The sequence below is a fragment of the Flavobacterium sp. MDT1-60 genome, from assembly GCF_014844035.1.
Taxonomy (GTDB): Bacteria; Bacteroidota; Bacteroidia; order Flavobacteriales; family Flavobacteriaceae; genus Flavobacterium.
Map to the genome: position 1 here is coordinate 4185889 of NZ_CP062159.1, position 14415 is coordinate 4200303.

Consider the following 14415-nt stretch of genomic DNA (forward strand, 5'->3'; position numbering starts at 1 on the left):
AGTTCCAAACTCATTTTGTTATAAATTATGAAATCCAAAAAGTAGTGATAACTGTTTTTGGATTTTTTTCCTCAAAATAAAAACTTATGATCGATTACTTAAAAGATTTTAGAATCCTTATTTTTATCGCTATTATTGCTGTTACTACAATTATTTTAGGCGCCACAACAGATAAACTACTTCGGTATCTTTTATACCGAAAACAAAACAATAAAGATTATGATGCAACTGGATTCAAATTTTTAAAACATCTCATCATAACTGTAATTTACCTTTTAGGATTTGCCTTTGCTTTAATACAAATTCCCGAGTTTAAAATCATTGGTCATTCCGTTTTAGCCGGAGCCGGTATGATTTCTTTAGTTGCCGGTTTGGCTTCTCAACAAGCATTGAGTAATATTGTTAGTGGTATTTTTCTGGTCATTTTTAAACCATTCCGAATCAATGATAAAATTACCATCAATAATTTTGTTGGTACTGTAGAAGACATAAATTTGAGGCAAGTAGTTTTGAAAGATGCCGAAAATAACCGAATCATAATTCCGAATGCAGTCATAAGTAATCAGATTATTGTAAACACCAATATGCATGATACCAAATCCTGCAAAATCATCGAAATTGGAATTGGTTACAATTCTGATATCGAAAAAGCATTAGAAATCATGAAAGCCGAAATTGCTAAACATCCTCTTTTTATTGATACCAGAACTGCCGAAACCAAGAAACAAAAAGCACCTTTAGTTGTGGCACGTGTTGTCGCATTGGCAGATTCAAGCGTAACTTTAAAAGCGTGGGCGTGGGCAAAAAATTCGACAGATGGTTTTGTAATGTATTGCGATTTACTGCAAAGCATCAAAAAGCGTTTTGATGAAGCAAATATTGATATTCCGTATCCACAAAGAGTTGTGACTTTGAAAAACGAATCAAAAGATTCAAAAAACAAATAATGATGCTATGAAAGCTCCAGAAATTGTACCTATTGAAACTTTACATTTATTTCCAATTTTGGATGAATTGTTAATCGAACTTTTAAAATCATTAACAGAGGAAGAATGGAATGCAAAAACAGTCTGTAAAAAATGGACGGTAAAAGATATTGCTTCTCATTTATTAGATGGAAATTTAAGAGGATTGTCGATTTCCAGAGATCATTTCTTTGGAGAAAATCCAGAAGACATAAACTCGTACGATGATTTGGTTGCTTTTTTAAATCAATTGAATATGACGTGGACAAATGCGACTAAAAGACTTAGTCCAACCGTTTTAATTAATTTATTAGAAACTACAGGAAAGCAATATTCTGAGCATTTGCAAACTTTAAACCCTTTTGAAAACGCGATATTTTCAGTTGCATGGGCGGGCGAAGTAACTTCATTAAACTGGTTTCATATTGCCCGGGAATACACAGAAAAATTTCTGCATCAACAGCAAATTAGAGATGCTATTGGTAAACAGGCACTTTTAACTACAACTTTGTTCTATCCTTTCATTCATACTTTTATGCAGGCCTTACCTCATGTTTACGCAAACGTAAAGGCTGAAAAAGGCACAATCGTTTCCATAATTGTAACTACCGAAATTGGTAGCCAATGGAGTATTATTAAAGAAGATGAAAATTGGAAACTTATCACTTCTTTTGAGGCAGATCCAACTGCAATTGTAAAAATTAGTCCTGAAGACGCCTGGCTTTTATTTTCAAAAGGAATAACTCCTTCTGAAGCAAAAGAAAAAGTTGAAATTATTGGAGACAAAAAATTAGGTGAAATTGCCTTGAATATGGTTTCGGTTATGGCATAATTTACTGAAACTTCAATCCAAAGTTTACTTTATCAAAAGTCGTACTGCAGGAAATGGCAAATCGGCCCAAATTAACGGTTCCAAAAACACCTTCTACTCCATGTCCGGAATAAAATCCGCCAGCTGAAAAACGACGAACCTGATATTTTAAAGCAATATCATTTACTCTGCTGCTTAACTGCCCAAAGACAATAACATTTGGAATAACTTCATAACTTGCAAAAACCTTCGGTACTAGTTTTTTATAGTAATAAAAACTTTCATCCGTTTCGTAATCGACACTTGTTGAATGCAGGTTTTCAAGGTTTCCTCCAATATAAGTGTTTTCAGAAAAATGCCAGGAAACACTAAAACCGGTAAAGGTTCCGTCATAACCGCTTCGGGATTCGAGATAACCAATACCAATCGTAGCTCTGAACTTACCACAAATTTTCCCGATATAACCAATATAAGTTCGGTCAATTTCCGACTTATCTATTCCGGCACCAAAAATAATATCGTCATCACACATATTAAATGCGTACTGAAAATAGGCCGAATATTGATTTTCATTGGCCGCGACAACGCTCCGGCCTTTATCGAGGTCGATATTTGCAGATATTAATGTAGAGTTTATAACGGCGAAATCAAATGTGTTGATTTCCTGGGCAAATGTGGGGACTGTGAGCAAGAGTAATAGTATTGTTTTTTTCATAATACCAAATTTAGAAGACAACATTCTTACTCTAATTTACGGATATTTTTCTTGTTAATAAAAGAAGTCCTTCAAATTACCACATTACTCGATTAAGTGTAATATTTTAGCAATCAACTTCTTATATTCAATTAAAACCCAAAATAAATATTCAACCTATGGAATCATTTTTCATTTTAATTTTCTGATAACTTTAAGACTTTAATTTTTGCATTTCAAAATGGTTAACGGTAATTTTATAGTTCATAATCCTAAATCTGCCTAAAAATGAAAATTATAAAACTGTTTTTTCTGTTTTTTTCTGTTTTTTGTTTTTCTCAAGAAGGAAATATTAAGTCATTAGACATTAACTTAACCAATTACGAATATCCTTTTCCTGTAAAATTTGTAGAGCTAAGCAACCAACGCCAATCTTTAAAAATGGCTTATATGGATATAATTCCTGAAAATTACAACAAGAAAAATATCGTACTGCTTCATGGTAAAAACTTCAACGGTGCTTATTGGGAATCAACTATAAAAGCTCTAACCAAAGAAGGCTTCCGTGTCATCGTTCCGGATCAGATTGGTTTCGGAAAATCATCAAAACCAGATAATTTTCAATATACTTTTCAACAATTAGCCGAGAATACCAAAAAATTATTAGATCATTTAGGAGTTGAAAAAACAACTATTCTCGGACATTCGATGGGCGGAATGCTCGCGACAAGATTTGCTCTAATGTATCCTGAAACTACAGAAAAATTAGTTCTGGAAAACCCGATTGGTTTAGAAGACTGGAAATTGGTTGTTCCGTATAAACCGGTAGACTGGTGGTACGAATCGGAGCTAAAGCAAAATTATCAAGCCATCAAAAAATACCAAATGGAGAATTATTATGATGGAAAATGGAATGCCGATTTTCAAAAATGGGCTGAACTTAGCGCCGGTTGGACAACTGCTGCAGATTATAATCATGTCGCCTGGAATTCGGCACTTTTGTACGACATGATTTTTACGCAGCCTGTCGTTTATGAATTCAAAAACATCAAAAGCCCAACGCTTTTAATCATCGGAACAAGAGATAAGACGGCTTTAGGAAAAAATCTGGTTTCTGAAGAAGTCAAAAAAACAATGGGAAACTATGCCGAATTAGGTAAAAAAACACAAAAAGCGATTCCGGATTCAAAATTAGTTGAAGTTCCAAACACAGGGCATTTACCACATATTGAATCTTTCGATCAATTTATAAAACCATTAATTGTATTTTTGAAACAATAATTTTTTTCGCCACAAACTATTTTTTGCCACGACCCGAGCGGTAGCGAACAGGCGAAGCAATTACACGAATTTACACGAATTAATTCTATGCATCACAATAAAAAATTAGTGTTAATTCGTGTAATTCGTGGCAACCTTTTTAAATAACCTTAAAACTAAAACATATGTTTACAATAGAACAAATCAAAGAAGCGCATGCTAAAGTAAAAAGCGGAGCAGATTTTCCAAATTACATACAAGACTTAATCATTTTAGGCGTAAAAGGTTATGATACATTTGTAAATGACGGACATACTGAATATTATGGTGTAAACAATTATACTGCTGCTTCTGATGAAAAATATGATTTAATACCTATTTCAACAACCGTCAATAAAGAACGTTTTATCGAATTTTTAGTTGCTCATCAGGACGGACAGTCTGATTATATCACTTTTTGCAATCATTGCGGACAATGTGGAATAGCAAAATGGAGAGTTGATATTATCGAAATGACCTGTACTTATTTTGACTTGGCTCAAAACGAAATATTGATCGAAAAAATCCCTGGCTAATTCCATTAAAAAAATTATATGCGTAAAAAATATATTCTGATTGTTCTTTTTTCTATCTGCTTTCTGGGATTTTCACAAGCTAAAAAAACAAGTTCAAAATTTAAAGTCATTGCTTTTTATACTGCAAAAAATGATCAGGCACACATCAGTTTTGTACACGAAGCCAATAAATGGTTTCCAAAAATTGCCGAAGAAAATTATTTTGAATACGATTCAACGAGCAATTGGGACAATCTGAATGCTAAGTTTTTGGCGCAATATAAAGTGGTGGTGTTTTTAGACACAAGACCAGAAACTCCTGGTCAGCGTGAAGCTTTTCAAAAATATATGGAAAACGGCGGCGCTTTTATTGGATTTCATTTTTCGGCCTTTGCTTTAAATGATTCTTCTTATCCGCAAAACTGGGATTGGTATCATAATACTTTCTTAGGTTCCGGCGAATACGGAAGCAATACCTGGCGACCAACATCGGCTGTTTTAAGAGTTGAAAATCAGGACCCGATAACAAAAGGACTTCCTAAAACTTTTTCGTCACAGCCTAACGAATGGTACCGATGGAGCAACGATTTGACAAAAAATCCAGACATCAAAATTCTACTGGCAATTGACGAAAGCAGTTTTCCGCTCGGTACCGGGCCAAAAACTCATGAAATTTGGCACAGCGGTTATTATCCAGTCGTTTGGACAAATAAAAAGTATAAAATGCTTTATGTAAACATGGGGCATAATGATATTGATTACGAACACGGAACGAATAAAACGCTTTCAAATACTTTTGAAAATGAGAATCAAAATAAATTAATCCTGAATGCCTTACAATTATTCGGAAATTCAAAAAAATAAATGATTTCAAAATGTCACACAAACTTTCTCCTATTATAAATCCCGAAGGTTTATTGCAATTAAAAGATTCATCAGAAATTGTTTTAATCGATGCCAGAGCCGGGGCCAATGCCGAAGAAAACTATAAAAAGGAACATTTAAAAGATGCTCGTTACGTCGATTTAAATAGGGATTTAGCAACTGTCGAAAAAGATCCTGCAAATGGCGGCAGACATCCGTTGCCTTCTTTAGAAAAATTCTCCGAAGTACTTTCTAAACTCGGAATTTCTCCAAAAAGTCACGTCATTATTTATGATGACAAAAACGGCTCAAACGCCGCAGCAAGATTCTGGTGGATGCTAAGATCAATTGGTCATGAAAAAGTTCAGGTTTTAAATGGTGGTTTGCAGGAAGCAATAAAAGCTGGTTTTCCTTTAAGTTCAGAAATGGAAGATTTCACTCCAACTGATTATAAAGTTTCAAATTGGAAATTGGCTGTAGCGGATATTGAAGAAGTCGAAAAAGCACGAAATAATAGCGAAAACATAGTAATTGATGTTAGAGACAAGAATCGTTTTGATGGCCTCACAGAGCCGCTGGATTTGATTGCCGGACATATTCCTGGCGCTATCAATGTTCCGTTTAGTGAAAATTTAAATGAAGATGGATTTTATAAAACCGCTGAAGATTTAAATAAAAAATACACTACCCTTTTAGGCGATACAAAACCTGAGAATGTAATTATCCATTGTGGTTCAGGTGTTACAGCCTGCCATACTTTATTGGCAATAGATTATGCCGGAATTGAAATTCCGAAACTTTATGTGGGGTCCTGGAGCGAATGGTCGAGAAACGATCGAGAAATGTTTACAAAAGAAACAGAATAATTATTTTTAAAATACAGAAATGCAACATTGGGATATACTTTTATCAAACTTAGTAAATAAAAAAGCTTTTATAGATCTACTACTTTCCGGCAACGCCAAAGGAGAATTAGCCGTTTTTAACAACCAAAAAGGAATTCTGTTTTCAGACATTGCAATTGAGAAATTCATCGAAAAAGAATATCAATACGATTCGGTAGAAGCTTCTCCGGAATCACACAGACAACTTCGAACTTTTTCATCGGGCGAACGTAAAAAAGAATTTTTAAAATACTGTATCAATCAAAAACCCGATTTTATCATTTTTGACAATCCTTTTGATCATTTAGACCAGGCTTCAAGAGTAATCTTAGCAGAATCTCTAAAGGACTTAGCAAATATTATTGCTATTATTCAAATCGTAAACCGTGTTGTTGATATTCTTCCTTTTGTTCCAAACAAAGCGCAGATCAAAGACAATTCGTTTGATTTACATCCAATTTCAAAAGTAGAAGATCATCATTTTAAAACTTTAAATACAGCCGCAATTCCAAAAGCGATTGAACCGCATACTTTCCAGGAAAGTGTATTAATTAAAATGGAAAATGTCTCAGTAAGTTACGATGACAGAAAAATCATAGACAACATTTCATGGACAATCAAACAAGGAGAATTCTGGCAATTGATCGGTCCAAATGGTTCAGGGAAAAGCACTATTTTATCTTTGATAACAGGAGATAATCCAAAAGGATTTGGTCAGGATTTATATTTATTCGGAAGAAAAAAAGGAACCGGAGAAAGCGTTTGGGACATCAAAAAGCAAATCGGAATCTTCACCACTTCCATGACCGATTTATTTCAAAAAGGACATACTTTAGAAGAAATGATTCTTTCCGGATTCTTCGACTCGATAGGACTTTATATAGAACCAACCACGCACCAAAAACAAATCGTTTCGCAATGGCTTGAAGTAATCGAGATGACGCATTTAAGAAAAAAACGTTTTATAGATCTTTCCATCGGCCAACAAAGAGTTGGATTGATTGTTCGTGCCGTTTTAAAACATCCGCCATTATTAATTTTAGATGAACCAGTAGAAGGTTTAGACGACGAAAATGTAGATATGGTAATTCAGCTTATCAATACCATAAAACAAGAAACGAATGTGAGTATTTTATATGTTTCGCACCGAATAGAATCCGGCCTCGCTCCTACTTCGGTTTTTGAATTATTGCCAGCATCTACTGGGTCAATCGGCAAAATAAAATACCATTCGGAACTGAACTAAAAACCAAAAATGAAAATCAAATCAATAGCTGTTTTAATAATAGCATTAATAACAATTTCGTGTTCCACCACAATTTCGACAGCAAATAAAGAATACAAAATAACCAAAGTTTCTAAGTTCAAATCAGATTGGAATTTTAATTCAAAGGAATGGTTGCTGCAAAAAGACACCTTAATTGGAAATGGAGGTCCAATGCATTGGGGAGTTATAGAATCTAAAAAGCAGCTTCCTAAAAATTATGAAATCGATTTTAAAGTAAACATCACCAAAGAATCTTTATTTGAGGTAATGTTAAACATAGATAAAGAAAAATACATCAGAACTTATCTGTATCAAATTGATCAAAATATCGTGATTGGAAAAGGTGTTTACAATAAAAACAGTGATGAATATGGTAAACATGGTGGCCCAACTTTATTCAAAAAACCAATCAAGTTAGAAAATAACAAATGGTACTCTGTGAAAATTAGAGTTGCTAATAATCAACTGTACTTTTCAGTCAATAACGAAACTTTCCTGGAATGTTCTATTGAAAAAAGTAATCTAAGCGAACAAGGAAAGTTAGGTTTCCTCACCAACGGCGAAGCCAAAATAATGGATTTGACCATTAAAAAAATTCAGTAAACAGTAATATGAATCTACTGAACTAAGTTAAAACACAAATTCCACTAATTTACAAGAAATTAATCTGTGTAAATTAGTGGAATTCGTGTTTATAAAAAATTATCTAATTTTTTAATTGACAAATTATCTAATTAATTCTCCTCATCTTCAATATTATGCGTCTTTCCATAGTTACGCCATTTCTCAATACAATCCTGAAAATCCTGAGGCAATTCTGTATCAAAACGCATCATTTCGCCTGTGTTTGGATGCACAAAACCAAGTGTTTTGGCATGCAGCGCCTGACGTGGCAATGCTTTAAAACAATTCTCTATAAACTGTTTGTATTTGGTAAACGTAGTTCCTTTCAAAATCAAATGACCTCCGTAACGTTCGTCATTAAACAACGGATGCCCAATATGCTTCATGTGCGCACGAATCTGGTGTGTTCTTCCTGTTTCTAATTTACAGGAAATCAAAGTTACATATCCAAAACGCTCCAAAACTTTATAATGTGTAATTGCTGGTTTTCCTATTTCAGGATCAGCAAAAACAGCCATTTGCATGCGGTCTTTTAAGTGTCTGGCAAGGTTTCCTTCAATAGTTCCTTCTTCTTCAACTACATTCCCCCAAACAAGAGCAATATATTCACGTTCAGACGTTTTAGCTTCAAATTGTTTCGCTAAATGTGTCATGGCTGCTTCGGTTTTAGCTACAACCAAAAGTCCGGACGTATCTTTATCAATTCGGTGTACCAATCCCGGACGCTCACTGCTGTTCATTGGCAAATTATCAAAATGATGTGCCAAAGCATTTACCAGGGTTCCGGTGTAATTTCCGTGACCCGGATGTACCACCATACCCGGTTCTTTGTTAATCAATAAAAGCGCATCATCTTCATACACAATATTCAACGGAAGATCTTCCGGCAGAATATGGTTTTCAAACGGCGGATGTGATAACATAACCGTCACAACATCAAACGGTTTTACTTTATAATTTGATTTTACCGGAATATCATTTACAAAAATATTTCCTTCAGTTGCGGCATTCTGAATCTTATTTCGAGTCGCATTCTGAATCAAATTCATTAAATATTTGTCAATACGCAAAAACGCCTGACCTTTAGGGACTTCAAATCTGAAATGTTCGAATAATTCGTCTTCCAGATCTAAATTTTCAATAGTATTATTCATCTTTTGGGGTTTCTGTCTCCGGCACAGCTAAACTATCTGTTGCCTGACTATCATCTACATACGTTGCTTTTCCATCTCCTAAAACCAGGTCGATTTTAGAAGCTTTCAGCACACGATCTCCTACTTTTAAGTTTCTTCCTTTATAACGCATCTCCAAAACCATATCTTTTCCAAGGTTCGGAATATAAGTAATTGTTCCTGCTTCAAGACCTAAAGCCTTCAATGTTGGAACCGCTTCACGATACGTTTTCTCAATTAAATCAGGGATTTTAACCGATGAAAATCCTGAAGAATTAATTTTAATATATATTTTTCTTCCCACTTTTACTTTCGTTCCCGGCAACGGATCTTGCTCAACAACACTGTATTTTGGGAATTGACTTCTATAATCAACACTATCCAAAAGCACGTAATCTAAGTCTAAATCATCCAATTTCTCCTCGACTTGTTCTTCAGTTAATTTTGCTAAATTCGGTACCTCAATTTCATGTCCGTGATCAGTCGTAAAAGTCAACCAATGCATAAACAAATAACCTAAAACAGCAATAATAGCAAACGCTATTAAAATTTGCACGAAAAAAACCCGGCTTGTTAAATACTGACGTAAACTCATAAATTTATTTTTATTAGTCGCAAAGATAAAGCTATTTCGTTTCAAAAAAAATGATAATTTTGTTTTAGACAAGAAAGTATCAAATTGGCATCCCTATTGAAAACGTAGATTTTTGGAATTTGGAATTTCTAAATTTGGAATTTCAATTATAAGGAGCTATTTCCCGCTTTCGGCTATATCTTTTTATAGGCGAAAAATCGCCTCAAAAAAGGATACCGCCTCTATCGGGGCTAGGGCACTCAGTTTCAAAAGCACATTTCGATTAAACGATTTAACAAATCAACGATTAAACAATTAAACAACATTTCGATTAAACAAATAAACAGTAAAACATGAAAAATATTGCCATTATCATGGGCGGGTATTCAAGCGAATATAAAATCTCTCTTATCAGCGGAAACGTCGTTCATCAATATCTTGACAAAACAAAATACAACGGATTCCGCATTCATATTTTTAAGGAAAAATGGGTTTATGTAGACGAAAACAATGCTGAATATGCTATTGATAAAAATGATTTTTCTGTAACTGTAAACGATCAAAAAATCACTTTTGACTGTGTTTTCAACGCAATCCACGGAACTCCGGGCGAAGATGGATTAATGCAGGCGTATTTTGAATTGTTAGGAATTCCGCAATCCTCTTGCGATTATTACCAATCGGCATTGACATTCAATAAACGTGATTTATTATCGGTTTTAAAACCATACGGAATCAAAACCGCAATCTCCTATTACCTAAACAAAGGTGATGCAATCAATACCGCAGAAATCGTTAAAAAAGTTGGTTTACCATGTTTCGTAAAACCAAATAAAGCCGGTTCAAGTTTCGGAATTTCAAAAGTAAAATCAGAGGCTGAATTACCAATCGCTATTGAAGTTGCCTACAAAGAAGACAACGAAATCATCATCGAAAGTTTCCTTGACGGAACTGAAGTTTCTGTCGGCGTAATCAATTACAAAGGCGAAATTAAAGTATTGCCAATCACAGAAATTGTTTCAGACAATGATTTCTTCGATTACGAGGCGAAATACGAAGGAAAATCACAAGAAATTACACCAGCCAGAATCTCAGACGAATTAACACAGAAAGTTGGAGAAACTGCAAAACGTGCATACGAAGTCTTAAAAATGAAAGGCTTCTCAAGAAGCGAATTCATCATCGTAGACAACGAACCCTATATGCTTGAAATGAACACCATTCCAGGTTTAACAACCGAAAGTTTAATTCCGCAACAAGCCAAAGCAGCCGGAATTTCTCTGGAAGATTTGTTCACAAATGCAATCGAATTAGCTTTGGCGTAGCCAAGATATTAAGGTTCTGAGATGATAAGATCTCAGAACCTTTTTTACATAAAAACAATTTATCTGGTTTCTAAAAAAACCTTTGAACCTCAAAAAGAAATGAAAGAAATCTTCGAATGGAATAGATTATTTTACAATGATTTGCCGGCAAATTTTGCCTTAGAAGTTGTATTTCGTTCTACCGTTATGTTCATCATTTTATTGCTGACATTAAAATTAGCAGGAAAACGAGGTGTAAAACAATTGTCAATTTTCGAAACGGTAATTATCATCGCATTAGGTTCTGCAGCCGGTGATCCAATGTTTTATGAAGATGTCGGTATTGTACCTGCAGCAATTGTATTTTTAGTTATCATCATTCTTTATCGTTCTGTAACCTGGTTGACAGGAAAAAGCAAAAAATTTGAAGAATTTATTGAAGGCAAAACAGAATGTCTTATTCAGGATGGTAAATTTTCTATAGCCACTTTTAAAAAAGAAAGTCTAGCGCAGGACGAATTTTTCTCTGAACTTCGCATAAAATCTATTGAACATTTAGGACAGATAAAACATGCTTTTATAGAAACCAGCGGAGAAATTAGCGTATTTTACTATGAAGATAAAGAGGTGAAATACGGTTTACCAATTCTACCGGGACTATTTAATGACAAAAGTAAAAACATTTTAAATGAAGGTGTGCACGCCTGCACTTTTTGCGGACATACTGAAGAACAAAAACCCGGAACCGCAAAATGCAAAGTTTGCCAAAAAGACGAATGGGTTCCGGCAATCAAAACATTGAGAATAACCTAAAACAAATTCCAAAATTTATCCCGAAGCATCGGGACCAAATTACAAAATAAAAAAGCCTTTGCGCCTTTGTGCCTTTGCAGCTTTGAACCTTAAAAGAAAAAAAATGCGAAAAGCCATATTCCCGGGATCATTTGACCCAATCACACTCGGTCACGAAGATATTATCAAAAGAGGAATTTCTCTTTTTGACGAAATCGTAATTGCCATTGGTGTTAATGCCGAAAAAAAATACATGTTTTCACTTGAAGAAAGAAAACGTTTTATTGAAGAAACTTTCAAAGATGAACCTAAAATTTCGGTTATCACGTATGAAGGATTGACAATAGATTTGGCACACAAGGAAAAAGCGCATTTCATATTAAGAGGTCTGCGCAACCCAGCCGATTTCGAATTCGAAAAAGCCATCGCACATACTAACAGACGACTTTCTAAAATTGAAACGGTATTTTTATTAACCGCAGCAAAAACTTCGTACATCAGTTCAAGTATAGTTCGAGATGTATTGCGAAATGGCGGTGAATATGAAATGCTTGTTCCAGATGCCGTTAGGGTGCAGAAATAAAAGAAATCGTGACCAGATTTTAAATATTTTTTTACACTAAAAATATTACAAAAAAAATTGGTTAGCAATATTATTATAGATACTTTCGCAAAAAAAACTGGACCACGAAAGAATTTATACAATCTCCTTTCCTTCCCAAAATTTTAAACCTACCATATTAAACTATGAAAAAATTATTACGCTTCTCATTTTTGATTTCCTTTTTTCTTTTATTGTTTAGTTGCGCAAGTGACAGTGAAACTCCCGTAGTCAAATCTTCCTCAAAAGATTTAATTACTTTCGAAATTTCAAACATTAAGACAAGCATTGATCAGGTAAATAATAAAATTACTGTTGTCTTGCCTCCCACTTCCGGTGTTCAGCTAGAAGTTTTTATCAAGACTTCAGAAAAATCAAAATTAAACGTACCCGATCATAGCACTATTAATTTAAGTATTCCCACGGAATATATAGTTACAGCTGAAGATGGAACAACCAAAAAATATATTGTTGAAGTTATTAAAGAAGAGGGTATAAAATCCTTTACAATAAAATTAGGGAAACCTCTTGGTGGTGAAATAAGCGGGAAAATTGATGTAGCAAATAAAACTATAACCGTTGAACTTTCTAAAGATATGCTTCGTTCTTTTCCATCAGCCATTCAAACAGCTGTTTTTGAAACTACACCAGGAATTACAACTAATTTAGTAAGCGGAAATCCTTATGATACTACCAATCCGACAGATTTAATAATAACAAAAAGCAATGGTGCTTTTGAAATTTATCATGTCCTGGTAAAAGGTACAGATAACAACGTAAGTATTATTAGTTTTCCTACTTCCTATGTCACTTTAGATGTCAAAATATATGACTATACTGCTTCAAACTTTCCTGCAAAACTGACAGCCGGATTACAGCCGACAGATAGAATTATAAGAACATTAGATACGGAAAACATTTCAAATGTAGTTCTTAGATCATTTTCAGCCTCAGTTAGTGCTACGGTTAGTCCAGATCCTTCTTTACCACAAAATTTTAATCAGGATATCACTTACACTATCACATCTGAAACAGGATTAAAAAGAGAGGTAAAACTAAGAGTCCTTAAAGATAAAATACTTATCTCGGGAGAAGGCGATTCACGCAGTTATCAATATTCAACTGGAGGAAGTTTTTTTCGTTATATAGCAAACAGTAAAATTACCGCTATCAAATTTATTAACGAAACATCATTAGAAGAAGGTACAGCCAAAATAGGAGAACATGTGTCGTATGATAATACAAAAGATCGTTATATTTCTTTTAGCTTTCCAGAAACAACAAAACCAGGCAAATATATTATAAAAGTAGTTTTAGAAACTGGAGACGAAATAACTACTTATTATAAAATAAGCTTAAAAGAATTTTAAACTAATACATAGAATTATCTGTTAAATGCAATACGCATGATTTTGGGTCTATGCAGATTTTCAGTAATTTCGCATTTTTAAACAAACAGAAATAATGAGCATCGAAAGAGAATTGAACAAACGAAGCGGATCTAAATGTGAACTTTGTGGCGCCGAAGAAAATCTAAAAGTATATCAGGTACTGCCAACCAAAAAAGGCGGACTTGACGAAAGCATATTAGCTTGTACTACTTGTATTGACCAAATTGAAAATCCGGATAATGTAGATTTAAATCACTGGAGAGCGCTAAATGACAGCATGTGGAATGAGAATGTTGCCGTACAAGTAGTTGCCTGGAGAATGTTAAGCCGTATGCGTGCTGCAGGATGGCCACAGGAACTGCTAGATATGATGTATTTAGACGAGGATACTTTAGCTTGGGCGCAAGCAACTGGCGAAGGCGAAGACGACGAAAATAAATTAGTTCACCGTGACAGCAATGGAGTAATTTTAGAACACGGAGATTCTGTAGTTTTAATTAAAGACTTAAAAGTAAAAGGTTCAAGTATGGTGGCAAAACAAGGAACGGCAGTTAGAAACATCCGTTTAGACCACGAAAATGCCGAATATATTGAAGGAAAAGTTGATGGTCAGCAAATTGTGATTATTACGCAGTACGTGAAAAAAATCTAAGTATTC

General features: G+C 34.3%; 16 protein-coding genes. 13 read left to right on the forward strand and 3 right to left on the reverse strand.

The window, feature by feature from the left end:
• Positions 1 to 86 precede the first annotated feature (86 nt).
• Positions 87 to 947, forward strand: coding sequence for a mechanosensitive ion channel family protein (locus IHE43_RS17560; RefSeq protein ID WP_192185106.1), 861 nt, complete (start codon positions 87 to 89; stop codon positions 945 to 947).
• Positions 948 to 954: 7 nt separating this feature from the next.
• A complete protein-coding gene (locus tag IHE43_RS17565) occupies positions 955 to 1797 on the forward strand; it encodes a maleylpyruvate isomerase N-terminal domain-containing protein (protein ID WP_192185107.1) in 843 nt (280 codons plus the stop codon).
• A gap of 1 nt (position 1798) precedes the next feature.
• Here IHE43_RS17565 and IHE43_RS17570 read toward each other — a convergent pair whose 3' ends face one another.
• The gene (locus IHE43_RS17570; protein ID WP_192185108.1) at positions 1799 to 2491 is read right to left on the reverse strand and encodes a hypothetical protein; all 693 of its coding nucleotides are present in this window, start codon (positions 2489 to 2491) and stop codon (positions 1799 to 1801) included.
• A gap of 267 nt (positions 2492 to 2758) precedes the next feature.
• Here IHE43_RS17570 and IHE43_RS17575 point away from each other — a divergent pair, with 267 nt between their 5' ends.
• The 6 genes from IHE43_RS17575 to IHE43_RS17600 all read left to right on the forward strand — a co-directional run bounded on the left by IHE43_RS17575 (position 2759) and on the right by IHE43_RS17600 (position 7902).
• Positions 2759 to 3751 carry an alpha/beta fold hydrolase gene (locus IHE43_RS17575; protein ID WP_192185109.1) on the forward strand — a complete coding sequence of 331 codons (993 nt, stop codon included), beginning with the start codon at positions 2759 to 2761 and terminating at the stop codon, positions 3749 to 3751.
• A gap of 164 nt (positions 3752 to 3915) precedes the next feature.
• Positions 3916 to 4305 carry a DUF1398 domain-containing protein gene (locus IHE43_RS17580; protein WP_192185110.1) on the forward strand — a complete coding sequence of 130 codons (390 nt, stop codon included), beginning with the start codon at positions 3916 to 3918 and terminating at the stop codon, positions 4303 to 4305.
• Positions 4306 to 4323: 18 nt separating this feature from the next.
• Positions 4324 to 5148: a ThuA domain-containing protein gene (locus IHE43_RS17585; protein WP_192185111.1), complete on the forward strand. Its 825-nt coding sequence runs from the start codon at positions 4324 to 4326 to the stop codon at positions 5146 to 5148.
• Positions 5149 to 5159: 11 nt separating this feature from the next.
• A complete protein-coding gene (locus tag IHE43_RS17590; protein WP_192185112.1) occupies positions 5160 to 6014 on the forward strand; it encodes a sulfurtransferase in 855 nt (284 codons plus the stop codon).
• 19 nt (positions 6015 to 6033) lie between these two features.
• Positions 6034 to 7278 carry an ATP-binding cassette domain-containing protein gene (locus tag IHE43_RS17595; RefSeq protein WP_192185113.1) on the forward strand — a complete coding sequence of 415 codons (1245 nt, stop codon included), beginning with the start codon at positions 6034 to 6036 and terminating at the stop codon, positions 7276 to 7278.
• Between the two features lie 9 nt (positions 7279 to 7287).
• Complete coding sequence (locus tag IHE43_RS17600; RefSeq protein WP_192185114.1) at positions 7288 to 7902, forward strand: hypothetical protein; 615 nt, start codon at positions 7288 to 7290, stop codon at positions 7900 to 7902.
• 131 nt (positions 7903 to 8033) lie between these two features.
• On the opposite strand, the gene IHE43_RS17605 is transcribed toward IHE43_RS17600, so the two are convergent.
• Together IHE43_RS17605 and IHE43_RS17610 are read right to left on the reverse strand one after the other, a co-directional pair.
• Entirely contained in the window at positions 8034 to 9077 is a 1044-nt protein-coding gene (locus IHE43_RS17605) for an RluA family pseudouridine synthase (protein WP_192185115.1), read from the reverse strand.
• Positions 9070 to 9690 carry a PASTA domain-containing protein gene (locus IHE43_RS17610; protein WP_192185116.1) on the reverse strand — a complete coding sequence of 207 codons (621 nt, stop codon included), beginning with the start codon at positions 9688 to 9690 and terminating at the stop codon, positions 9070 to 9072. The genes IHE43_RS17605 and IHE43_RS17610 overlap by 8 nt, the downstream gene beginning before the upstream one ends.
• 332 nt (positions 9691 to 10022) lie before the next feature.
• On the opposite strand from IHE43_RS17610, the gene IHE43_RS17615 reads away from it, so the two are divergent.
• From IHE43_RS17615 to IHE43_RS17635, 5 genes are all read left to right on the forward strand, one after another.
• Positions 10023 to 10994, forward strand: coding sequence for a D-alanine--D-alanine ligase (locus IHE43_RS17615; protein WP_192185117.1), 972 nt, complete (start codon positions 10023 to 10025; stop codon positions 10992 to 10994).
• A 99-nt stretch (positions 10995 to 11093) separates the two neighbouring features.
• Positions 11094 to 11786: a DUF421 domain-containing protein gene (locus IHE43_RS17620; RefSeq protein WP_192185118.1), complete on the forward strand. Its 693-nt coding sequence runs from the start codon at positions 11094 to 11096 to the stop codon at positions 11784 to 11786.
• Positions 11787 to 11889: 103 nt separating this feature from the next.
• A complete protein-coding gene (coaD, locus tag IHE43_RS17625) occupies positions 11890 to 12348 on the forward strand; it encodes a pantetheine-phosphate adenylyltransferase (protein WP_192185119.1) in 459 nt (152 codons plus the stop codon).
• Between the two features lie 164 nt (positions 12349 to 12512).
• Positions 12513 to 13736: a hypothetical protein gene (locus IHE43_RS17630; RefSeq protein WP_192185120.1), complete on the forward strand. Its 1224-nt coding sequence runs from the start codon at positions 12513 to 12515 to the stop codon at positions 13734 to 13736.
• A gap of 94 nt (positions 13737 to 13830) precedes the next feature.
• Positions 13831 to 14409, forward strand: coding sequence for an alkylphosphonate utilization protein (locus IHE43_RS17635; RefSeq protein ID WP_192185121.1), 579 nt, complete (start codon positions 13831 to 13833; stop codon positions 14407 to 14409).
• The last annotated feature ends 6 nt before the right edge of the window (positions 14410 to 14415 follow it).